20 protein-coding genes are annotated in these 21,182 nt (G+C 60.7%); 13 read left to right on the forward strand and 7 right to left on the reverse strand.

What is annotated here, in order from left to right; genetic code table 11:
- Nucleotides 1–12 precede the first annotated feature (12 nt).
- Genes efeB through efeU form a run of 3 tightly spaced genes read right to left on the reverse strand, consistent with a single transcriptional unit; the run spans nt 13 to nt 3,389 of the window.
- On the reverse strand, nt 13–1,311 hold the full coding sequence (efeB, locus tag AC1RJ3_RS15160; RefSeq protein WP_493079401.1) for an iron uptake transporter deferrochelatase/peroxidase subunit: 1,299 nt from the start codon (nt 1,309–1,311) through the stop codon (nt 13–15).
- Nucleotides 1,312–1,329: 18 nt separating this feature from the next.
- Nucleotides 1,330–2,529 carry an iron uptake system protein EfeO gene (gene efeO, locus AC1RJ3_RS15165; protein ID WP_493079402.1) on the reverse strand — a complete coding sequence of 400 codons (1,200 nt, stop codon included), beginning with the start codon at nt 2,527–2,529 and terminating at the stop codon, nt 1,330–1,332.
- Between the two features lie 8 nt (nt 2,530–2,537).
- Complete coding sequence (gene efeU / locus AC1RJ3_RS15170; protein WP_493079403.1) at nt 2,538–3,389, reverse strand: iron uptake transporter permease EfeU; 852 nt, start codon at nt 3,387–3,389, stop codon at nt 2,538–2,540.
- 249 nt (nt 3,390–3,638) lie between these two features.
- Between efeU and AC1RJ3_RS15175 the strand changes: the two genes are divergently transcribed.
- The 6 genes from AC1RJ3_RS15175 (at nt 3,639) to AC1RJ3_RS15200 (ending at nt 10,513) form a co-directional block, all read left to right on the forward strand.
- Entirely contained in the window at nt 3,639–4,658 is a 1,020-nt protein-coding gene (locus AC1RJ3_RS15175) for an AraC family transcriptional regulator (protein ID WP_493079404.1), read from the forward strand.
- Between the two features lie 282 nt (nt 4,659–4,940).
- A complete protein-coding gene (locus tag AC1RJ3_RS15180; protein WP_493079405.1) occupies nt 4,941–6,605 on the forward strand; it encodes an AMP-binding protein in 1,665 nt (554 codons plus the stop codon).
- A gap of 16 nt (nt 6,606–6,621) precedes the next feature.
- A complete protein-coding gene (locus tag AC1RJ3_RS15185; protein WP_054597492.1) occupies nt 6,622–7,383 on the forward strand; it encodes an SDR family NAD(P)-dependent oxidoreductase in 762 nt (253 codons plus the stop codon).
- Nucleotides 7,384–7,395: 12 nt separating this feature from the next.
- Nucleotides 7,396–8,589, forward strand: a complete 1,194-nt coding sequence (locus AC1RJ3_RS15190) for an acetyl-CoA C-acyltransferase (protein ID WP_054597491.1) — start codon at nt 7,396–7,398, stop codon at nt 8,587–8,589.
- A gap of 9 nt (nt 8,590–8,598) precedes the next feature.
- Complete coding sequence (locus AC1RJ3_RS15195; RefSeq protein WP_103316482.1) at nt 8,599–9,726, forward strand: acyl-CoA dehydrogenase; 1,128 nt, start codon at nt 8,599–8,601, stop codon at nt 9,724–9,726.
- A 13-nt stretch (nt 9,727–9,739) separates the two neighbouring features.
- Entirely contained in the window at nt 9,740–10,513 is a 774-nt protein-coding gene (locus tag AC1RJ3_RS15200) for an enoyl-CoA hydratase (protein WP_477770171.1), read from the forward strand.
- A gap of 96 nt (nt 10,514–10,609) precedes the next feature.
- Here AC1RJ3_RS15200 and AC1RJ3_RS15205 read toward each other — a convergent pair whose 3' ends face one another.
- Together AC1RJ3_RS15205 and AC1RJ3_RS15210 are read right to left on the reverse strand one after the other, a co-directional pair.
- On the reverse strand, nt 10,610–11,761 hold the full coding sequence (locus AC1RJ3_RS15205) for an acyl-CoA dehydrogenase family protein (protein ID WP_103316477.1): 1,152 nt from the start codon (nt 11,759–11,761) through the stop codon (nt 10,610–10,612).
- A gap of 3 nt (nt 11,762–11,764) precedes the next feature.
- On the reverse strand, nt 11,765–12,871 hold the full coding sequence (locus AC1RJ3_RS15210; protein ID WP_493079406.1) for an enoyl-CoA hydratase/isomerase family protein: 1,107 nt from the start codon (nt 12,869–12,871) through the stop codon (nt 11,765–11,767).
- A gap of 458 nt (nt 12,872–13,329) precedes the next feature.
- Between AC1RJ3_RS15210 and AC1RJ3_RS15215 the strand changes: the two genes are divergently transcribed.
- The 7 genes from AC1RJ3_RS15215 (at nt 13,330) to astA (ending at nt 19,124) form a co-directional block, all read left to right on the forward strand.
- Nucleotides 13,330–14,109 (forward strand): transporter substrate-binding domain-containing protein, encoded by a 780-nt coding sequence (locus AC1RJ3_RS15215; RefSeq protein ID WP_054597486.1) that lies wholly within the window; start codon nt 13,330–13,332, stop codon nt 14,107–14,109.
- A gap of 39 nt (nt 14,110–14,148) precedes the next feature.
- Nucleotides 14,149–14,910, forward strand: coding sequence for an ABC transporter permease (locus AC1RJ3_RS15220; RefSeq protein ID WP_054597485.1), 762 nt, complete (start codon nt 14,149–14,151; stop codon nt 14,908–14,910).
- Nucleotides 14,907–15,617 (forward strand): ABC transporter permease, encoded by a 711-nt coding sequence (locus AC1RJ3_RS15225; protein ID WP_103316471.1) that lies wholly within the window; start codon nt 14,907–14,909, stop codon nt 15,615–15,617. The genes AC1RJ3_RS15220 and AC1RJ3_RS15225 overlap by 4 nt, the downstream gene beginning before the upstream one ends.
- A 76-nt stretch (nt 15,618–15,693) precedes the next feature.
- Entirely contained in the window at nt 15,694–16,455 is a 762-nt protein-coding gene (locus tag AC1RJ3_RS15230; RefSeq protein WP_054597483.1) for an ABC transporter ATP-binding protein, read from the forward strand.
- A gap of 12 nt (nt 16,456–16,467) precedes the next feature.
- The gene (locus tag AC1RJ3_RS15235) at nt 16,468–16,944 is read left to right on the forward strand and encodes an Lrp/AsnC family transcriptional regulator (protein ID WP_054597482.1); all 477 of its coding nucleotides are present in this window, start codon (nt 16,468–16,470) and stop codon (nt 16,942–16,944) included.
- Between the two features lie 210 nt (nt 16,945–17,154).
- Nucleotides 17,155–18,090, forward strand: a complete 936-nt coding sequence (ctlX, locus tag AC1RJ3_RS15240) for a citrulline utilization hydrolase CtlX (RefSeq protein WP_493079407.1) — start codon at nt 17,155–17,157, stop codon at nt 18,088–18,090.
- Nucleotides 18,090–19,124 (forward strand): arginine N-succinyltransferase, encoded by a 1,035-nt coding sequence (gene astA, locus AC1RJ3_RS15245; RefSeq protein ID WP_493079408.1) that lies wholly within the window; start codon nt 18,090–18,092, stop codon nt 19,122–19,124. Before ctlX ends, astA begins: the two co-directional genes overlap by 1 nt.
- Nucleotides 19,125–19,135: 11 nt before the next feature.
- On the opposite strand, the gene AC1RJ3_RS15250 is transcribed toward astA, so the two are convergent.
- Entirely contained in the window at nt 19,136–19,843 is a 708-nt protein-coding gene (locus AC1RJ3_RS15250) for an HPP family protein (protein WP_493079409.1), read from the reverse strand.
- Nucleotides 19,844–19,976: 133 nt separating this feature from the next.
- Nucleotides 19,977–21,176 carry an MFS transporter gene (locus tag AC1RJ3_RS15255; protein ID WP_493079410.1) on the reverse strand — a complete coding sequence of 400 codons (1,200 nt, stop codon included), beginning with the start codon at nt 21,174–21,176 and terminating at the stop codon, nt 19,977–19,979.
- Between the last annotated feature and the right edge of the window lie 6 nt (nt 21,177–21,182).

Genomic DNA, 21,182 nt, shown 5'->3' on the forward strand with positions numbered 1-21,182 from the left:
GTGTTCAGGGGGTTAAGCCGTGGTTTTCGGTTGAGTGGCATCGAGCAGTGAACGACCGATGAAATCCTTGTCGCCAATGACGCCCGGCAAGGTGAAGAAGTAGCCGCCGCCGATGGGCTTGAGGTATTCCTCCAGCGGTTCACCGTTGAGTCGGGTTTGCACGGTGATGAAACCGTTGTGCAGGTCGGCCTGGTAGCAGATGAACAGCAAGCCCATTTCCAGCTGGCCGTTTTTGCTCACGCCGTTGGAATAATTGAACGGCCGACGCAGGATCAGGTTGGCCTGGGTCGCGGCAGTGCGCGGGTTGGCCAGGCGGATGTGCGCGTCCATTTTGGTCAGCTTGCCGTGAGGGTCTTTGGCGTAGTCCGGGACCTGGCTTTCATGGCTGCCGCCGATGGGCGCGCCGGTACTTTTGACCCGACCGAGAATGCTTTCCTGTTCTTGCAGCGGCGTGCGGTCCCAACGCTCGACGAGGTTGCGGATAATCCGCACCGCCTGATAGCTGCCATTGGCCGCCCAGGCCGGCTCATCGCTGCCTGGTTGCACCCAGACAATCTGCTCCATGGTTTTCTTGTCGTTGGAATCCGGGTTGGCCGAGCCGTCACGAAAACCGAGGAAGTTGCGCGCACTTTGCGCAGGTGTTCCAGGCTTTGCCGGTGCTTGCGGCGGTACGCTGCCTTCCTGTTTCCAGCGCACCAGCAGCAGGTCCGGCAGGTTCTTCACGATGTCGCGCAAGGCGTGAATATTGGTGTCGGCGGTGTTGGCGCAGAACTGCAGGCTCAGGTCGCCGTGGCAGAGCTCGGGTTGCAGTGCATCGTTGGGGAAGCCGACCATGCGGATCAATCGCTTGGGCTTGGCGCTGGCCAGGCCGAAACGCTCGTCGAACAGCGATTCACCCACCGAGACGGTGATAGTCAGGTTGTCGGGTGTCACCACCGGGCCAAGAATTCCCGAGTCCACGGGTGGGAACTTCGGGTCGACCTGAGCCACCGGGCCGCCGGTCATCAGGAACGCAATGCGTTGGTTCAACGTGCGAAACAGCCGCTCAAGGTCTTCGCGGTCGGTGGCCAATACGTCGAACGACACCAGCATGCCGCACGCCGGGCGTGGGGTGACGATGCCGGTCTGGTGCTGACCGTGGAAGTCATGGCGATCCTGGGTTTTGTCGCTGTTCGGTGCTTCAGTGACTTGCGCCGGGCTGGCGGCCATGGCCGGACAGCTCAACGTGCTGCCCGCCAACGCGACACCGGCGGCGCCCATGCCCAACAGTACGCGGCGACGCTGGGCATTGATCTGATCTAAATCGTTCATCTGAATAGGGTCTTCTGCTTATAGGCCGGAGAGGCCAAGGGCGGGATCGATTCCATCGAGTGCATCGGCCAGAGCCTTGGCCTTGTCGGCGAGTCTTGCGCGTTGAGCGGCGCCGACGCCGTCGTAACTGCTGTAGCCGCCTTTGACTCGCAAGCCATTGAGCTCGGCATCGAGAGCGTGAGTCGCCGTGTCCAATCGAGTCAGTAACGCGGCGGCAGGCTTGGTCAGTAACGGACGCAACAGATCGACCACTTTGCGGGTGACGTCCAGGTTGGCGGCGAAACCATTAAGGTCGATGTGGCTGTAACGTTCTTCTTCACCGCTGCTGGCGCGGACATCGGCCATGTTGCGGAGATTGCGGGCGACGATGCTCACCAGTTGTTCTGGTGGCAGCGATTGGGCCAGCAGTTGCTGTTTGAGCTGTGTGACGTCGGCGACCAGACGCTGGGCGACCGGTGTCAGACCGTCGACTGTTCGTTGCTGGAACAGCGCGTACTCGAGGCGGTGAAAGCCGACAAACTGCGGATCCTGCTCGCGCTTTTCAAAGTAATCAGCGCGAGCATTGATGACCTTGTCCAGCTCCGCCAGGCGTTGAGCCGCCGGGGCGAGGCGTTGATAGGCCACGCGGGCCGGCACATAGAGTGCCTGGGCCTGACTCAGGTCACCGGCGTCGATTGCCTGTTGCAACGCGGTGGCAGCGTTGATCAGTGCGGTGCCCTGACTGCTCAGGTAAACCCGAAACTCCGACAACGGACCGATAAATGCCACCATCGACGGCCGTGCCTGCGCCGCAGCATCGGATGCGACGGTGGGCGTGACGTGCAGCGTGCCGCGCGGATTGCTGAGCAAGCCGCAGGTAATCGCATAATCACCCGGCAGCAGGTTGGCGGTGATCACCTGGCTCAGGCCGGGGGCGATGTTTTCGCGTTCCTCAAGCACCAGCACACCGTCGAGAATCTCCCATTCAACCGCGCGATCCGAGTGGTTGACGATGCGAAAACTGCTGCGGCCCGCTGGAACGGTCAGCGCATTCGGTTCGCAACTGTGCGAATTAATCGTGACGGTGATCTCGTCATGATTTGTCTGACGCTTGGCCGCGGCCATTTGCGACGCGTAGTAGAACAACCCGCCGGCGGCGATCATCACGATCACCGAACCGGCCACCGCCCAGCGCAGGGCGCGGGGAGGCGAGGTCTGAAGAGGGGCCTGGTTTGACATGAATGCCCTTAATGGCTGGAGACGGAAGAGGGTGGCGTGGCGGCTGGTTTAGCCGGCGCGCCAGTCGGGAGGAAGAACATCACCAGTGCGACCAGCAGGTAAATCAGGTAGACGCCGAGGGTGCTGACGGTCGGGGCATCCTGATAACCGAACATGCCGGCCAGCACTGAACCCAACGGGCCATCCATCGGCAGGGTTGCGCTGAAATCGAACAGGACGGTTTGCAGGTGATTCCACAGCCCGGCTTCATGCAGTGCGCGCACCGAGCTTGCGAGAATGCCGGCCGCCACCACCAGGATGAACAGCCCGGTCCAGCGGAAGAACGCCGACAGGTTCAGGCGCATGCTGCCGCTGTAGATAAGGAAACCGATGACCATCGACAGCAGCAGGCCAAGCAGGGCACCGATCGGCGCCCCCGGGCCTTCGCTTTGCTGGAATACCGCGAGCAGGAAGAACACGGTTTCCAGGCCTTCACGGGCAACCGCGAAAAACACCATGGCGATCAGCGCGGTGACCTGGTGCCTGGAGCCGGCCAGCGCATGGTCGAGGGAAACGTGCAGCGAATGCTTGATCGAACGCGCGACCTTGCGCATCCAGAACACCATGGAGCTCAAAACCGCGACGGCGATCAGGCCGATGACGCCCTCGAAGAGTTCCTGTTGTTTTTGCGGGAATTCAGCGCTGACCAGTTCCAGGCCACCGCCCACCAGCAGGGCCAGCGCGACGGCGAGGAAGACCCCGACCCACATCGCGGGCATCCATTGGCCGCGTCCGGTTTGCTTGAGATAACTGGCAATGATGCCGACGATTAACGCCGCTTCAACGCCTTCGCGCAGCATGATCAGAAAGGGAACCAGCATTCAGCACCGCGTCATCTATGGAGTGGATGCTAATTTGTAACATAATGATACTCATTACTAAATAGAGGTGATTGTCATTTGCCTGAACGGCAGCTGAACAAGAGTAGGAGCAAGGCTTGCCCGCGAAAAACGATAACGTGCTGTACCTGATGAACCTCATAGCCAATTTCGCGGGCAAGCCTTGCTCCTACGGATCCTGTGCCTGCGCTAAGATGGCCGACAAACAAAAAACAGGGTTCACCACGTTCAATGTCGGAAAAAGACACCATCTCCATTCATTTGGTGCGCGAAGCATTGCTGCAAAGCTGCGAGTCGAGTGCTGTCAGCACTGAAGTCTTGCTCAAGGTCGGGATTGAACCGCGCTTGCTCAGTGTGGCGGGTGCGCGTGTTCCGGCCACGGCCTACGCACGGTTGTGGCGACTGTTGGCGCGGCGCATGGACGATGAGTTCTTTGGCATGGACCCGCGCCGGTTAAAATCCGGCAGCCTTGAATTTCTCTGTCGTTGCGCCATGGCCCAGCCGACGTTGGCAGCCGGGTTGACCGCCGGGCTGGGGTTTCTGTCGTTGATGCTGGAGCGCATGCCGGCGCAGCTGGTTCATCAGCAAAGCCTGGCGGAAATCGTCCTGCTCGAAGACGACCAGGAGCCGCGTCGCGCCTTCACTTATTTCACCTACTGGATGATCGTCCATGGTGTTGCCTGCTGGCTGGCGGGGCGGCGGATACCGATTCTGGCCATCGAACTGCGCTGCGCGGAACCGGACTTCTGCGATGACTATAAGGTGATGTTCTCCGAGAACCTGCGCTTCGACCGACCGCGTACACGGATGATTTTCTCGGCGGATTGCCTGGATCTGCCAATCAAGCGCAGCAGCGACGAGCTCAAGCGCTTTTTAGCCCATGCGCCGGCCAATATCCTGGTCAAGTATCGCGATCCGCAAAGCCTCGCCAGCCGGATCAAACACGATTTGCGGCATCTGCCTGCCGAACAGTGGCCGGAAACCGACAGCCTGGCGCAGCGCCTGTGCATGTCCGCTTCGACACTGCGTCGACGCTTGGCAGAAGAAGGGCAAACCTATCAAGGCTTGAAGGACAGCGTGCGCAAGGAGCTGGCGATTGTCTGGCTGGCAGAACCTTCGATCAGCTTCGCCGAGATCGCCACACGGCTCGGGTTTGCCGATGCCAGTTCGTTCTACAAGGCGTTTCGCAAGTGGTCGGGGTCCAATCCGGGGCATTACCGCAGTTTGATTCTCAACGAGGCAGGACAGTAATTGACTCCTGTGGCGAGGGAGCTTGCTCCCGTTCGATCGCGAAGCGGTCGCAAAGTCCGTTGATAGTGACCTTCTGATAGAACGCAATTGCAGATTTTGGGGCTGCTACGCACCCCGGCGGGAGCAAGCTCCCTCGCCACGTGGATTTTGCATCCTTGTCTTGGCCAAACCAGTCACGCAACTTGAAAGCTTTGACCATTGTCCCGCGCCGCCCGCGGAGCGAGTATTTCCTGGATTTTTACGGTTCCCCCAACCTAATAAAAATACAGAGGGATTCTGGCAATGCGCGATTACCTGTCTGCGACTTCACAGTTCAACTATCAGCACACCGTCGATGCTGCGCTCAGCGGCTCGTTGACCGCACTCAACGCCTGCGTTGAATGCTGCGACCGCCATGCGATACCCGGGCGCATTGCCTTGTTCTGGGAGGGCCGCGACGGTGCCAGCGCCACGTACACCTTCAGCGACCTGCAGGACAAAGCCGCGCGCTTTGCCAATTTCCTGCTGGCTCAGGGCGTGAAGAAGGGCGACAAGGTCGCCGGCCTGTTGCCACGCAATGTCGAATTGCTGATTGTGGTGTTCGCCACCTGGCGCATCGGCGCGGTCTACCAGCCGTTGTTTACCGCCTTCGGCCCGAAAGCCATCGAACACCGCCTCAACAGTTCCGGCGCCGCCGTGGTGGTGACCGACGCGGTCAATCGTCCAAAACTCAATGACGTTGCCGACTGCCCGACCATCGTCACCGTCGGCGGCCCGAAAGGTCAGGGCATCGTCCGCGGTGATTTCAGTTTCTGGGCCGAACTGCCCAATTATTCCGCTCAATGTGAACCCGTGCTGCTGGACGGCGAAGACCCGTTCCTGCTGATGTTCACCTCAGGCACCACCGGCCCGTCGAAAGCCTTGTCGGTGCCGCTCAAGGCGATCGTTGCGTTCCAGAGCTACACCCGCGACGCAGTGGACCTGCGCCCTGAAGATGCGTTCTGGAACGTCGCCGATCCGGGCTGGGCTTATGGCATCTACTTTGGTGTGACCGGACCGTTGTCCATGGGCCATCCGATCACCTTTTACGATGGCCCGTTCACCCTTGAAAGCACCTGCCGGGTGATCAACAAATACGGCATCACCAACCTCACCGGTTCACCGACCGCGTACCGCTTGCTGATCGCCGGCGGCGAGGAGTTCGCCCGTTCGATCAAAGGCAAACTGCGGATTGTCAGCAGCGCCGGCGAACCGTTGAACCCGGAAGTGATCCGCTGGTTCGCCGACAATCTCGGCGTGGTGATCCACGACCATTATGGCCAGACCGAACTCGGCATGGTGCTGTGCAACCACCATGGCCTTGAGCATCCGGTGCATGTCGGTGCGGCAGGGTTTGCCTCGCCCGGTCACAGGATCGTGGTGCTGGATGAGGCCTATAACGAACTGTCGGTCGGTCAGCCGGGGATTCTTGCCATCGATCGCACGCAATCGCCGATGTGCTGGTTTGCCGGTTACGAAGGTGCGCCGACCAAGGCTTTCGTCGGCAACTATTACTTGAGTGGCGATACCGTCGAACTGAACCCGGATGGCAGCATCAGCTTCGTCGGCCGCAGCGACGACGTGATCACCACCTCCGGCTACCGGGTCGGTCCGTTCGACGTGGAGAGTGCGTTGATCGAACACCCCGCCGTGGTTGAAGCAGCGGTGATCGGCAAACCGGATCCGGAACGCACCGAACTGGTGAAAGCCTTCGTCGTGCTCAGCGCGCAATACCGTGCTTCACCTGAACTGGCCGAAGAACTGCGCCAGCATGTGCGCAAGCGATTGGCGGCGCACTCATACCCGCGTGAAATCGAATTTGTCAGCGAATTGCCGAAAACCCCAAGCGGCAAATTGCAGCGCTTTATCTTGCGCAACCAGGAAATCGCCAAGGCTCAAGAGGCCACGGCGAAGAACGTTTCAGCTTGAATCCAAGGAAACAATGATGCAGATCGAAAACAAGGTTTTTCTCGTCACCGGCGGTGCGTCGGGCCTGGGCGCGGCCACGGCTGAAATGCTGGTGGGTGCCGGTGCCAAAGTCATGCTGGTGGACCTGAATGCCGAAGCCGTCGCGGCTCAGGCAAAACGGCTCGGCGCGCATTGCGTCGTCGCGGACATCAGTCAGGAAGCGGCGGCAGAAGCAGCGGTGCAGGCAGCGGTCGCAGCGTTTGGTGGCCTGCACGGGCTGGTCAACTGTGCCGGTGTGGTCCGTGGTGAGAAAATCCTCGGCAAGAACGGCCCGCACGCACTGGCCAGTTTCAGCCAGGTGATCAACGTCAACCTGATCGGTAGCTTCAACATGCTGCGCCTGGCGGCTGCGGCGATTGCCGAAACAGAAGCCAATGAAGACGGCGAGCGCGGGGTGATCATCAACACCGCTTCGGTGGCGGCCTTCGACGGCCAGATCGGCCAGGCCGCCTACGCTGCCTCCAAAGGCGCGATTGCCAGCCTGACCTTGCCTGCCGCCCGTGAACTGGCGCGCTACGGCATCCGGGTGATGACCATCGCCCCAGGCATCTTCGAAACGCCGATGATGGCCGGCATGACCCAGGAAGTGCGCGACTCGCTGGCCGCTGGCGTGCCGTTCCCGCCACGCCTTGGCAAACCGGTTGAGTACGCCGCGCTGGTCAGGCATATCATAGAAAACAGCATGCTCAACGGCGAGGTGATCCGTCTCGACGGTGCCTTGCGTATGGCCGCCAAATAAGGAGTATTTGTCATGACAATGTCCCACGATCCAATCGTTATCGTCAGCGCCGTCCGCACCCCGATGGGTGGTTTTCAAGGTGAACTGAAAAGCCTCAGCGCGCCACAACTGGGCGCTGCTGCGATCCGCGCCGCCGTCGAGCGTGCCGGTGTGGCCGCCGACGCGGTAGAAGAAGTGCTGTTTGGTTGCGTGCTGTCCGCCGGCCTCGGTCAGGCTCCTGCTCGTCAAGCAGCGCTGGGTGCAGGGTTGGACAAGTCCACCCGTTGCACCACCCTGAACAAAATGTGCGGTTCGGGCATGGAAGCGGCCATCCTCGCGCACGACATGCTGCTGGCCGGCAGTGCCGATGTGGTGGTTGCTGGCGGGATGGAAAGCATGTCCAACGCACCTTACTTGTTGGATCGTGCGCGCAGCGGCTACCGCATGGGCCACGGCAAAGTGCTTGACCACATGTTCCTCGACGGCCTGGAAGACGCCTACGACAAGGGCCGCCTGATGGGCACCTTCGCCGAGGACTGCGCCGAGGCCAACGGCTTCACGCGTGAAGCGCAAGATGAGTTCGCAATCGCTTCGACCACGCGCGCGCAACAGGCGATCAAGGACGGCAGCTTCAACGCTGAAATCGTTCCGCTGCAGGTCATAGTCGGCAAAGAGCAGAAACTCATCACCGATGACGAACAACCACCGAAAGCCAAACTGGACAAGATCGCCAGCCTGAAACCGGCGTTCCGTGACGGCGGCACTGTGACGGCGGCCAACTCCAGTTCAATTTCCGACGGCGCAGCGGCGTTGCTGCTGATGCGTCGTTCAGAAGCTGAAAAACGTGGCCTGAAACCGCTGGCAGTGATCCATGGTCACGCAGCCTTCGCTGATACGCCGGGGCTGTTCCCGGTGGCACCGGTGGGCGCGATCAAGAAACTGCTGAAGAAAACCGGCTGGTCGCTGGATGAGGTCGAGCTGTTCGAAGTCAACGAAGCCTTCGCGGTGGTCAGCCTGGTGACGATGACCAAGCTGGAAATCCCCCACAGCAAGGTCAACGTCCACGGTGGCGCCTGTGCGCTGGGTCACCCGATCGGCGCTTCGGGTGCGCGGATACTTGTGACCTTGCTCTCGGCCTTGCGCCAGAAAGGCCTGAAACGCGGCGTCGCAGCGATCTGCATCGGCGGCGGTGAAGCCACGGCCATGGCCGTTGAATGCCTGTACTAAGGAATCAACATGCTACCGACTGACGAACAACTACAAATCAGCGACGCGGCCCGGCAATTTGCCCAGGAACGGCTCAAGCCGTTCGCCGCCGAGTGGGATCGCGAGCACCGCTTTCCCAAGGAAGCCATCGGCGAAATGGCCGAGCTGGGCTTCTTCGGCATGTTGGTACCGGAGCAGTGGGGCGGTTGCGACACCGGTTACCTGGCGTACGCCATGGCCCTGGAAGAAATCGCCGCTGGCGATGGCGCCTGCTCGACCATCATGAGCGTGCACAACTCGGTGGGTTGCGTGCCGATCCTCAAGTTCGGCAACGACGATCAGAAAGAGCGCTTCCTCAAGCCGTTGGCTAGTGGCGCCATGCTCGGGGCGTTCGCGCTGACCGAGCCGCAGGCCGGTTCCGACGCCAGCAGCCTGAAAACCCGCGCCCGCCTGAACGGCGATCATTACGTGCTCAACGGCTGCAAGCAGTTCATTACCTCGGGGCAAAACGCCGGGGTAGTGATCGTCTTCGCGGTCACCGACCCGAGCGCCGGCAAACGCGGGATCAGTGCCTTTATCGTGCCCACCGATTCACCGGGCTACAAGGTTGCGCGGGTTGAAGACAAGCTCGGCCAGCACGCCTCGGACACCTGCCAAATCCTCTTTGAGGATGTGAAGGTGCCGGTGGCCAATCGTCTGGGCGAGGAGGGCGAAGGCTACAAAATCGCCCTGGCCAACCTTGAAGGCGGGCGCGTCGGGATTGCTTCGCAGTCGGTCGGCATGGCCCGCGCCGCGTTCGAAGCTGCCCGCGATTACGCCCGCGAGCGCGAGAGTTTCGGCAAGCCGATCATCGAGCATCAGGCGGTTGCCTTCCGTTTGGCTGACATGGCCACGCAAATCGCTGTCGCCCGGCAAATGGTGCATTACGCCGCCGCCCTGCGTGACAGCGGCAAACCGGCGCTGGTGGAAGCCTCGATGGCCAAGCTGTTCGCCTCGGAAATGGCCGAAAAGGTCTGCTCGACGGCCTTGCAAACCCTCGGTGGTTACGGTTACCTGAGCGACTTCCCGCTGGAGCGGATCTACCGCGACGTGCGGGTTTGTCAGATCTATGAAGGCACCAGCGATATTCAGCGCATGGTCATTTCGCGCAATCTTTGAGAAGGAACGTTGCATGAGCTACGAAACGATTTTGTTGGAAGTCCAGGGTCGCGTGGGTCTGATCACCCTCAACCGCCCGCAAGCCCTGAATGCCTTGAATGCGCAGATCGTCAGCGAGCTGAACCATGCGCTCGATGGTCTGGAAGCCAATCCGGAAATCGGCTGCATCGTGCTGACCGGCTCGAAAAAGGCCTTTGCCGCCGGTGCCGACATCAAGGAAATGGCCGAGCTGACCTACCCGCAGATCTACCTCGACGATCTGTTCAGCGACAGTGACCGGGTGGCCAACCGACGCAAACCGATCATTGCCGCGGTCGCCGGTTTTGCGTTGGGTGGTGGCTGTGAGCTGGCGCTGATGTGCGACTTCATTCTGGCCGGCGACAACGCCAAATTCGGCCAGCCGGAAATCAACCTCGGCGTGTTGCCGGGCATGGGCGGCACCCAGCGCCTGACTCGCGCCGTGGGCAAGGCCAAAGCCATGGAAATGTGCCTCAGCGGCCGCCTGATCGATGCGGTGGAAGCGGAACGCTGCGGCATCGTTGCGCGCATCGTGCCGGTGGATGAGTTGCTGGATGAAGCGCTGAAGGTTGCCGCGTTGATTGCCAAGAAGTCCTTGCCGATTGCAATGATGGTCAAGGAAAGCGTCAACCGCGCCTTTGAAGTCAGCCTGTCCGAAGGCGTGCGTTTCGAACGTCGGGTGTTCCATGCGGCGTTTGCCACACAGGACCAGAAAGAAGGCATGGCGGCGTTTATTGCCAAGCGTGAGGCGCAGTTCGTCGGTAAGTAATGCAGCGTCCTCACTGACGTCATCGCGGGCAAGCCTTGCTCCTACGGATCACCTGAATCCGTAGGAGCAAGGCTTGCCCGCGATGCTTTTAGGGCCTCACACCAGGTAGTTCTTGAGCTCCCGCGCAATCACCATCCGCTGAATCTCGCTCGAGCCTTCATAAATCTGCGTGATCCGCGCATCGCGGTAATAGCGTTCCACCGGATAATCTTCCAGATAGCCGTAGCCGCCGTGAATCTGTATCGCGGACGAGCAGACTTTCTCAGCCATCTCCGAGGCAAACAGCTTGGCCTGCGAGGCTTCCGACAGGCATGGCTTGCCGGCGCTGCGCAACCGCGCGGCATGGAGGATCAGCAGGCGTGCGGCGTTCAGCCGGGTGTGCATGTCGGCGAGCATGTTGGCGACGCTTTGGTGCTCGATGATCGGCTTGTCGAACTGCACCCGGTCACGGGCGTAGGCCAGCGCCGCTTCGAACGCTGCACGGGCGATGCCCAGTGCCTGCGCGGCGATGCCGATGCGACCGCCTTCGAGGTTGGACAAGGCAATCGCCAAACCCTTGCCGCGCTCACCGAGTAGATTGGCTTCGGGGATCGTGCAGTTGTTCAGCGTCACCGCGCAGGTGTCGGAAGCGCGGATACCCATCTTGTGTTCGCTGCGGTCGACGATAAAACCCGGTGTGTCGGTTGGCACCAGGAACGCCGACAAGCCTTTCTTGCCCAGCTCCGGGTCGGTCACCGCAAACACAATCGCCAGTTTTGCCCGTCGACCGTTGCTGACGAACTGCTTGGCGCCATTGATCACCCACTGGCCGTCGCGCAGTTCGGCGCGGGTGCGCAGGTTATGCGCTTCGGAACCGGCCTGCGGCTCGGTCAGGCAAAAGCAGCCGATGGCCTGACCGCTGGCCAGATCCGCCAGCCAGGTCTGTTTCTGTTCTTCAGTGCCATAGTTCAGAACCGGCCCGCAGCCCACCGAGTTGTGGATACTCATCAAGGCACCGGTGGCGCCGTCGCCGGCAGAAATCTCTTCCACCGCCAGCGCGTAGGCCACGTAGTCGACGTAAGTGCCGCCCCATTCCTCGGGAACCACCATGCCGAGCAAACCCAGCTCGCCCATCTTGGCCACGAGCGCATCATCGATCCAGCCGGCTTTTTCCCAGGCCTGGGCGTGAGGGGCGATTTCGCCGCGGGCAAAGTCCCGGGCCATGTCGCGGATCATCACTTGTTCTTCGGTCAATTCGATATCGTGCATGGCTCAGCTCCCGCTCTGGTCAAAACCGCTGAAGAAGCTCGCAACGTGTTTGGCGTCCAGCGCCTGCACGGTCGGAGGGTTCCAGCGTGGGCTCTTGTCTTTGTCGATCAGCAAGGCGCGGACGCCTTCGATCAGGTCACCGCGTTCGAACCACTGACGATCGAGGTGCAGTTCGAGGGCGAAGCAGTTTTCCAGGCTCAGCTGACGGCCGCGACGCAGCATCTCTAACGTTACACCCATGGCCAGCGGTGAACGACTGTCGAGTAAATCGGCAGTGGTCATTGCCCAATCGTGACTGTCGGCAACCGTAACGGTGCGCAGTTGCTCGACAATGCTTGGCACATCCGGCAGCGCGAAGAAGTGGTCGATCGTTGGCCGCAGTGCCTGCAATGGTGCATCGGGCAGTTGCTGTAGCGCGAGTTTCGCCAGTAGGCCTTGCAGGTCCTTGAGCGGGGTGTCGTGCCACTCGAGGCTGTCGAGGTGTTGATCCAGTTCGGCGAGTTTCTGGCTTTCCAGGTACCAATCGGCCAACCCGCAATACAGCGCATCGGCGGCGCGGATCTGCACGCCGCTGACGCCGAGGTAGATGCCCAGTTCGCCGGGAATCCGTGGCAGGAAGTAGCTGCCGCCAACGTCAGGGAAGTAACCGATGGCCACTTCCGGCATTGCCAGGCGACTGCGTTCGGTGACTACCCGCAGGTCTGCGCCTTGCACCAGGCCCATGCCGCCGCCGAGGACGAAACCGTCCATCAACGCCAGTACCGGTTTGCGGTAATGGTGGATCGCCAGGTCGAGGGCGTATTCCTCGACGAAGAAGTCTTCATGCAGGGTGCCGCCGCTTTTGAAACTGTCGTACAGCGAACGGATATCGCCACCGGCGCAGAAGGCCTTTTCGCCAGCCCCGCGCAACACCACGGCATGGATATGCGGGTCTTTCGACCAGGCATCGAGCTGTTGGTGCAGGCTGCGGACCATGTCCAGGGTAATGGCGTTGAGGCCGGCGGGGCGATTGAGGGTCAGGTGGCCAATATGGTTGCGGACCTCGGCCAGCACGTCGTTGGCGCTGGCATCAATGCCGCGGGTCGCCTGGGATGAAACCTGAGCAGTCATCACTAACTCCCTGCTTTTATTGTTCTTTATAGAAGTGTTCGCGCGCGAACGATGCCGGATCGTAACAGTGCAAATTTGCGATGTACAACCGTGATAGATGCAGGTCCGGTCTGCATTTTTGTAATACCTGCAAACGCCTTCATCGCAAAAATCCCCCAATAGGGCATTCACGACAGGATCGGCTGTGAAAATGCTGACATCAGCACAAGCGAGCTGTCTGCGACGGTCCTTTCGACACCTCGGCACAATCGACTGTTGGCATTCTGGCGTTCCATTCGAAGCCGTCTGCGCCAAGGGTTTCAGGGTGGGGTGTGGCCGGCCTTTGGCGGTGCACCGAACACAAACAATAAGAACGCTGCTGCGGCAGACGCCGCATCGACTCTCTGTTCCTGCCCATAAAGGCGCCCAGGCATTTGTGCCCGGTCGCGATAATTCCAATCAAATCGGGACTTATGAAGATGAAAACCCAATGGCTGACGTTGCCTGTACTCGCGATGCTGTTCTGCTCGGCCGGCGCTAGCGCCAAAGAGTGGACCGAACTGCGCTTCGGCACCAACCCAAGCTACCCGCCGTTTGAGTCGACCACTGCCGACGGTGGCGTGCAAGGCTTTGGCGTAGACCTGGGCAACGCAATCTGCGCCGAACTGAAGCTCAAGTGTGTGTGGGTCAGCAATGACTTCGACGGGCTGATTCCTGCGCTCAAGGCCGGCAAGTTCGATGCCATCGAGTCGTCGATGACCGTCACCGACGCCCGCAAGAAGCAGATCGATTTCACCGACCGTCTGTATGCCGGCCCGACCGCCATCGTCACCCGCAAGGATTCGGGGCTTGAGCCCACCGCCGAGTCGCTCAAGGGCAAGACCATTGGTTTCATGCAAGGCACCATTCAGGAAACCTACGCCAGGGCCAAACTGGCGCCGGGCGGGGTGAAACTGCGCGCCTATCAGAACCAGGATCAGGTCTACGCCGATCTGGTTTACGGCCGCCTCGACGCCTCGATTCAGGACAAGCTGCAAGCGCAGATGAGCTTCCTTGAGTCGCCACAAGGCGCCCCCTTCAAGAACAGCCAAGGCATCAGTGATCCGCTGGTGCCGGCGGATATCGCCATCGGTGTACGCAAGGACAACGACGAGCTCAAAGGCATGTTGAACACCGCCATCAAGGCCCTGCACGAGAAGGGCATCTACGCGCAGATCCAGAAGAAATACTTCGGCGATCTGGACCTCTACAACAACTGATCAGCGCACCTGAAGCATTGGGCCGTGGTTCACGACCCAATGCCTCGCTGTGGTGCTTCAAGACAGGTGACTTGCGTGAATACCTTCCTCAATGCTCTGGGCCTGGATCTCTCGGCCCTGCAAGGCTATGGCCCACTGCTGCTGCACGGCACCTGGGTGACCCTGAAACTCTCGGCGCTGTCGCTGCTGGTCAGCATGCTGCTGGGTTTGCTCGGTGCGGCGGCCAAGCTTTCGCCGCTGCGGCTGCTGAACCTGCCGGCAACCTTTTACACCACGCTGATTCGCGGTGTACCGGACCTGGTGTTGATGTTGCTGATCTTCTACAGCCTGCAAGGCTGGCTGAGCAGCCTGACCGAGTTCATGCAATGGCCGTACATGGAAATCGACCCGTTCGTGGCCGGTATCGTGACCCTGGGATTTATCTACGGCGCGTATTTCACCGAGACCTTTCGTGGCGCGATCCTCAGTGTCCCTCGGGGGCAACAGGAGGCTGGTGCGTCGTTTGGCCTGAGCCGTTGGCAGCGGTTTTACTGCGTGGTGTTCCCGCAGATGATGCGCTTTGCCTTGCCGAGTCTGGGCAACAACTGGCTGGTGCTGCTCAAGGCTACGGCGCTGGTGTCGATCATCGGCTTGTCGGACCTGGTCAAGGTCGCGCAGGAGGCCGGCAAAAGCACCTTCAACATGCTGGATTTTCTGTTGCTGGCGGCAGCGCTGTACCTGCTGATCACCAGCGCTTCGAACTATGTCTTGCGCGTGCTTGAACGGCGCTACAACCAGGGCGTGCGAGGGATGACGCGATGATCGAATTGATCTCCGAATACTGGAAACCTTTCCTGTTCAGTGACGGCTACAACTTCACCGGTTTGGCCATGACCTTATGGCTGCTGGTGGTGAGCATCGTGCTCGGCTTCTGCCTGTCGCTGCCGCTGGCCATCCTGCGCACGTCGCGCTGGGGGCTTTTGCGCTGGCCGGTGCAATTGTTTACCTATGTATTTCGTGGCACGCCGCTGTATATCCAGTTGCTGATTTGCTACAGCGGGATCTACGGCATCGCGGTGGTCCGCTCGCAGCCGCTGCTGGAAGCGTTCTTTCGCGATGCGATGAACTGCACCTTGCTGGCGTTCACCCTCAACACTTGCGCCTACACCGTCGAGATCTTCGCCGGGGCGATCCGCAGCATTCCCTACGGTGAAATCGAGGCGGCCCATGCCTATGGCCTGAGTGGCTGGCGTTTGTATGTGAAGTTGATTCTGCCTTCGGCGTTGCGTCGGGCGCTGCCTTACTACAGCAACGAAGTGATCCTGATGCTGCACGCCACGTCGGTGGCGTTCACCGCGACCATTCCGGACATCCTCAAGGTTGCCCGGGACGCCAATGCCGCGACCTTCATGACCTTCCAGGCCTTCGGTATCGCCGGGCTGCTGTACCTCGCGCTGTCATTTGGCCTGGTCGGCGCGTTTCGTCTCGCAGAGAAGCGCTGGCTGAATTTCCTCGGGCCGGCTCACTGAGATCCGGAACCGGTTTTTTCCCTCCCTCTTTCTGTCCAGAACGCTGTCGCCAACGGCAGCGCTCCAGGAGTGTTGCATGTACAAACTGACCGTTGAAAATCTGTATAAACGCTTCGGTGACAACGAAGTACTCAAGGGCGTCTCGTTGAATGCCCGCGCCGGTGATGTGGTGAGCATGATTGGCGCCAGTGGCTCCGGCAAAAGCACTATGCTGCGGTGTATCAACTTCCTTGAACGGGCGGATGAAGGAGCCATCGAGCTGGACGGCGAGCGGATTGTCACCCGCCAGGCGCCCGGTGGCATGCGGGTTGCCAACCCGGCGCAGTTGCAGCGCTTGCGCACGCGGCTGGCGATGGTGTTTCAGCACTTCAACCTGTGGAGTCATCTGACGGTGCTGGAGAACATTATGCTGGCGCCGTGCAAAGTCCTGGGCGTCAGCCGCAAGGACGCTGAAGTCAGCGCCCGGGCGTACCTGGACAAGGTCGGTCTGCCGCAACGCGTGGCCGAGCAGTACCCGGCCTTCCTGTCCGGCGGCCAACAACAACGGGTGGCGATTGCCCGGGCATTGGCGGTGGAACCACAGATTCTGTTGTTCGACGAGCCGACCTCGGCCCTCGACCCGGAGCTGGTGGGTGAAGTATTGAAGGTGATTCAGGCGTTGGCTGAAGAAGGCCGGACCATGTTGATGGTGACCCACGAAATGGGCTTTGCCCGGCAGGTGTCCAGCCAGGTGCTGTTCCTGCATCAAGGCCGGGTCGAGGAGCAGGGCGATGCAACGATTCTCGACCAGCCGAAAAGCGAGCGTTTACAGCAATTTTTATCGGGCCGTTTGAAGTGAGGCAAGGCGTACATGGCGGACATCCGCGATATGTCGATCGTGCTTGATCGTATCGATCAGGCAATCATTGAGGTGCTGCGCCACGAAGGGCGCATCACCTATCAGAAGCTTTCCGAGCGCGTGCACCTGACGCCAAGGCCATGCCTTGAGCGGGTGCGCAAGCTCGAACAGCTCGGCGTCATTCGTGGCTACGGGGCGATTCTCGACGAGAAAAAACTGACCCCCGGTCTGTCGTTGCTGGTGCTGGTGGCACTCTCGAACCAGAGCGGGCGCGCCGCGCAGAAAGCCTTCGAAGCCAAAGTCCGCGCCTGCCCGCAGGTGCTGGAGTGCCAATTGATCAGCGGCGCCTTCGACTACAGCCTGCGGATGCGCTGTCGCGACATGGAACACTACCGGGTATTGACCGAAGTCTGGTTCGACGACCCGGACCTGCACATCGACAAACTGGTCAGCCATCCTGAGCTGGCGATGGTCAAAACCTCCACCTAGAACGGGCCCAGCGCCGCAGTTCCGTAGCAGCAGGCTGCGCCAGCTGCTACGGTAATCAGCGATTTCAGACGATTTATCACGCCCGCCAAATCGGCTGCAAGCCACCCCGTTTTCAGCCATTTCCAGCACCAACTCCCTCCTTATCAGCCGGGTTTTTCCGGCGCCGAATCAGACAATGAGCACCTCTCAACCCTCATTGATTCTGTGCCCATGCAAACCACCAATACCGTTTTGATGATTCGCCCGACACGTTTCTCCTTCAACCAGGACACGGCCGCCAACAACCGTTTCCAGCGTCCGGCGGCTGCAGCCGAAGACGTACAACTCAAGGCCCTGCAAGAGTTCGACGGCTATGTCGCAGCCCTGCGCGAGCACGGCGTTGAAGTCATGGTGCACAACGACAGCGAAGCCCCGCACACCCCGGACTCGATCTTTCCGAACAATTGGTGGAGCAGCCATCCCGACGGCACGCTCGTGCTGTACCCGATGCAGGGTCACAACCGGCGCCTGGAGCGCGACAAAGGCGTACTCGACTGGCTGCGCGATGCCTACCGCATCGAGCAATTGCTCGACCTCTCCGACCTTGAGCAGCAGGACGTGTTCCTCGAGGGCACCGGCAGCATGGTCCTCGATCGCGAACAGCGGATTTGCTACGCCGGCTACTCGACCCGCACCCACGCGAAGGCGTTGGATCAGGTGGTTGAGCACCTCGGCTATGAGCTCTGCGCGTTCAACGCAGTGGACCGTCACGGTGTGCCGATCTATCACACCAATGTGATGATGAGCGTCGGCAGGCAACTGGCGGTGGTCTGTCTGGAGTCGGTCAGCGACCTGGACGAACGCAATGCACTGCGCTCACGCCTGGAATGCAGCGGCAAGCAAGTCTTGACCCTGAGCTTCGATCAACTGGAGTCGTTCGCCGGCAACATGCTTGAAGTGCACAACGCCGCTGGCGAGCCGTTGCTGGTGATGTCGCGCACGGCCTGGCGGTCGCTGCATGCCGACCAGCGCCGGATGGTCGAAGCGTACGCCAAACCTCTACCGGTAAACATCGACACCATCGAGCGGATTGGCGGCGGCAGCGCGCGCTGCATGCTCGCGGAAGTCTATCTGCCTAAACGCGTGAGCCCACAGGAGCAGCATTGATGATCGTCCGTCCTGCAACAATGAATGACCTGCCGGCGTTGCTGGCACTGGCCCACAGCGCCGGCGCCGGTTTGACCACCTTGCCCGCCGATGCCGGGCGTTTGCGTCAGCGCCTGGAATGGGCTGAAAAAACCTTCGCCGGTGAAGCCGAACGGGCTGATGCCGATTACCTGTTTGTGCTGGAGGCCGACAACGGCGAAGCTGTCGGTATCTGCGCCCTGGCTGGCGCGGTCGGGCTGCGCGAGCCTTGGTACAACTACCGGATGGGGCTGTTTGTCGCCGCGTCGAAAAACCTCGGGATCAACCAGCAATTGCCGACGCTGTTTCTCGGCAATGACATGACCGGGCAATCGGAGTTGTGCTCGTTGTTCCTGCACGCCGGTCATCGCAGCGGTCTGAATGGTCGTTTGCTGTCCAAGGCGCGGTTTCTGTTTCTCGCCGAATTTCGCCAGTACTTTGGCGACAAAGTGATCGCCGAGATGCGCGGTTACTCGGACGAAGACGGCGTCTCGCCGTTCTGGGAAGGGCTGGGCCGGCACTTCTTCAAGATGGATTTTGCCGACGCCGACTACCTCACCGGGCTGGGCAACAAGACCTTCATTGCCGAACTGATGCCGAAGTTCCCGCTGCCGACCTGCCTGCTGCCCGAGGCTGCGCGGGAAACGATCGGCCGGGTTCATCCCAACACCGAACCGGCGCTGGGGATGCTCAAGGCTGAAGGGTTCGAGCACAAGGATTACATCGACATCTTTGACGGCGGCCCGCTGATCGAGTGCGCCACCGGCGACATTCGCGCGGTGCGTGACAGCCAGGTATTGCAACTGAGCATCGGCACGCCGGGAGAGCAGGCGGCGGTGTATCTGATTCACAACCGCCAGTTCGCCGATTGCCGGATCACCGCCGCGCCAGCGCGGGTCGCCGCCGGGACCTTGATTGTCGATGCCCACACCGCCAAGGCACTGGGCTTGACGGCCGGTGCTTCGGTGCGCGCCGTCAGCCTGGCCGTGCCGGCGCGACAGCAGTCGGCTGCCTAATGGTTTAGTGGCTAAGGCCGAGTGCCAAACACTTCACTGATGCTGCGGCGTTTGGCATGCAGCTCGCTGGCGTGGATCAACTGCTCAAGGTCCTCGGGCGTGACGTCGAAGAACTCCTGCATGTCGGCCAGGGCCAGCTTGAGGTCTTCGGCGGTAATCGCCAGCGCGTCTGCGGGCGGATGATCTGCGGGCACCTTGGCGACCGGTTCACTGTGGCCCTTGGGGTAACGGATCCGCGTCAGGTTGTTATAGAAAAGGGCGCTGAGCAGCATGCACGTCGCGGCGAGCATCACCGGCCCGAGTTCGCACCATTCCATCGCGATGGTCGCCGGGTCCGCCACCACCAGCAGCAACGCCAACGCACCCGCCGGCGGGTGCAGGCAACGCAGCCAGCACATCAGAATCAACGCCATGCCAGCCGCCAGGCAGGCACTGCCCAGCGTGCGCCCAAGCACATGGGCCACCAGCAGCGACACCACCGCTGCACACAAATAGCCGCCGAGAATTGACCATGGCTGCGCCAGTGCGCCGGAAGACACGGCGAACAGCAACACCGCCGAAGCGCCCAACGGCCCGATCAAGTGCAAGGCCACATCCATGCCGAACACCTGGCCACAGAGCCAGACGCTCAGCAGCGTGCCCAGCGACATGCCGATGGCGGCACGGCTCCATTCAGAGGGGCGGGTGTTGACGGCAGCGGGTATCCAGCGAGCGAGCATAACGAAAACGATCCAGTGGCAAAGAACGGGCAAAAAGAAGGGCTTGTCTGGATCACCAGAAAGCCCTTTAAACGTTCCAACATTTGGGGGAGGAACCGGCACAGTGTGCCGATCTATCTCACCCCTGACAAATTCATATTAATGAGCTTTCAGTGCATTTATTTTGAAGTGTGGCGACGCGCCGACCACTCAGGAAACACAGCAATCCGCCCATGGCGGTCAGTGCGCTGAGGGCATAAAACATCGTCGCCGGTGCCGTGTGGGTCAGCAAAAAGCCGCAAATCACCGGGCTCGCCGCACCGCCCAATGCCGCCAGGTTCTGCGCGCCGTAGTAGCTGCCGCGCAGTTCTTCCGGTGCCAGGGTATCGACGAACAGGAACTCTGCCGGGTAGATGATCATTTCGCCAAGGGTGAAGACAAACATCGCCAGGCACCACTGCACCAGGTTCTGCGCAAAGCTGAAGCCGATCAATCCGAAGATGAACAGGCTGCTGCCGATAACAATCCAGTAACGCAGCTGTTCGCGTTTAAGGAATCGGCCGATCTGGTACTGCAAGAGAATCACGCTGATCGCGTTGCAGGCGAGGATCGCGGCCATGGTTTTCAGCGCAATGTGCTCGTTTTGCGTCACCAGCAGGTATTGCGACAGGTACAGGGTGAAACGTCCGTGCACCACGGTGCTGAGCAGGCAGCCGCAGGTGAACATGATCAGTGTGCGGTCGTTCTTCAGGGTCACCAGGGTTTTCAGAAAGCTCTGTGGCTGGCCAACAGCCGCTTCCTTGGCCGATCCGGGAATCCCTCTCATCAGGAAGGTGCTGAAAAAAGCGATGCCACCGGCAATCAGGAACGGTGCCAATGGCTGCCCCCCGGCAATCACCACCCCCAGCATCGGGCCGGTGGCGTAGCCAATGTTGGTCAGGGTATAGCGCAATGAAAAGGCCTTGGCCCGCTGGCCCATCGGCAGATTTTCACTGAGGATCGCTTTCGAGCCGATCAGAAACAGCGCCGAAGCGGTTTCGGTAATCACCAGCGTCAGCGTGGTCAGGTAAAGGTTGTGGGCGAAGGTCAGCAGGACAAAACCAACGGCGCTGGAAAGCATCGCCAGAATCAGCAACCGGCGTTTCTCCAGGCGGTCGATGATGTAACCGCCATACAGCGCGAGCAGGGTGGCGATGAACACCGCGATGCCCAACAGCAGGCCAACGTCCTGCTGATTCAGGCCCAGCTTGTTGCTGAGGAACAGCGTCAGCAACGGGCTGGTGATGGCGCGGCTGACGACGATGGTCAGCGAACAGATCATCAGGCGGCGAATAACGAGCGAGTAAGTAGCCACGGTGGT

The sequence above is a fragment of the Pseudomonas sp. GW822-FHT04C11 genome (assembly GCF_058800905.1).

Bases quoted from the DNA above. Each gene is read 5' to 3' on its own strand.
- AC1RJ3_RS15205 (WP_103316477.1), bottom strand. From the start codon at position 11,761: ATGCACGATATCGAATTGACCGAAGAACAAGTGATGATCCGCGACATG.
- AC1RJ3_RS15200 (WP_477770171.1), top strand. From the start codon at position 9,740: ATGAGCTACGAAACGATTTTGTTGGAAGTCCAGGGTCGCGTGGGTCTG.
- AC1RJ3_RS15220 (WP_054597485.1), top strand. From the start codon at position 14,149: ATGCCTCGCTGTGGTGCTTCAAGACAGGTGACTTGCGTGAATACCTTC.
- astA (WP_493079408.1), top strand. From the start codon at position 18,090: ATGATCGTCCGTCCTGCAACAATGAATGACCTGCCGGCGTTGCTGGCA.
- ctlX (WP_493079407.1), top strand. From the start codon at position 17,155: ATGCAAACCACCAATACCGTTTTGATGATTCGCCCGACACGTTTCTCC.
- AC1RJ3_RS15185 (WP_054597492.1), top strand. From the start codon at position 6,622: ATGCAGATCGAAAACAAGGTTTTTCTCGTCACCGGCGGTGCGTCGGGC.
- AC1RJ3_RS15230 (WP_054597483.1), top strand. From the start codon at position 15,694: ATGTACAAACTGACCGTTGAAAATCTGTATAAACGCTTCGGTGACAAC.
- AC1RJ3_RS15210 (WP_493079406.1), bottom strand. From the start codon at position 12,871: ATGACTGCTCAGGTTTCATCCCAGGCGACCCGCGGCATTGATGCCAGC.
- AC1RJ3_RS15250 (WP_493079409.1), bottom strand. From the start codon at position 19,843: ATGCTCGCTCGCTGGATACCCGCTGCCGTCAACACCCGCCCCTCTGAA.
- efeO (WP_493079402.1), bottom strand. From the start codon at position 2,529: ATGTCAAACCAGGCCCCTCTTCAGACCTCGCCTCCCCGCGCCCTGCGC.
- AC1RJ3_RS15215 (WP_054597486.1), top strand. From the start codon at position 13,330: ATGAAAACCCAATGGCTGACGTTGCCTGTACTCGCGATGCTGTTCTGC.
- AC1RJ3_RS15175 (WP_493079404.1), top strand. From the start codon at position 3,639: ATGTCGGAAAAAGACACCATCTCCATTCATTTGGTGCGCGAAGCATTG.
- AC1RJ3_RS15225 (WP_103316471.1), top strand. From the start codon at position 14,907: ATGATCGAATTGATCTCCGAATACTGGAAACCTTTCCTGTTCAGTGAC.
- AC1RJ3_RS15190 (WP_054597491.1), top strand. From the start codon at position 7,396: ATGACAATGTCCCACGATCCAATCGTTATCGTCAGCGCCGTCCGCACC.
- efeB (WP_493079401.1), bottom strand. From the start codon at position 1,311: ATGAACGATTTAGATCAGATCAATGCCCAGCGTCGCCGCGTACTGTTG.
- AC1RJ3_RS15180 (WP_493079405.1), top strand. From the start codon at position 4,941: ATGCGCGATTACCTGTCTGCGACTTCACAGTTCAACTATCAGCACACC.
- AC1RJ3_RS15195 (WP_103316482.1), top strand. From the start codon at position 8,599: ATGCTACCGACTGACGAACAACTACAAATCAGCGACGCGGCCCGGCAA.
- AC1RJ3_RS15235 (WP_054597482.1), top strand. From the start codon at position 16,468: ATGGCGGACATCCGCGATATGTCGATCGTGCTTGATCGTATCGATCAG.
- efeU (WP_493079403.1), bottom strand. From the start codon at position 3,389: ATGCTGGTTCCCTTTCTGATCATGCTGCGCGAAGGCGTTGAAGCGGCG.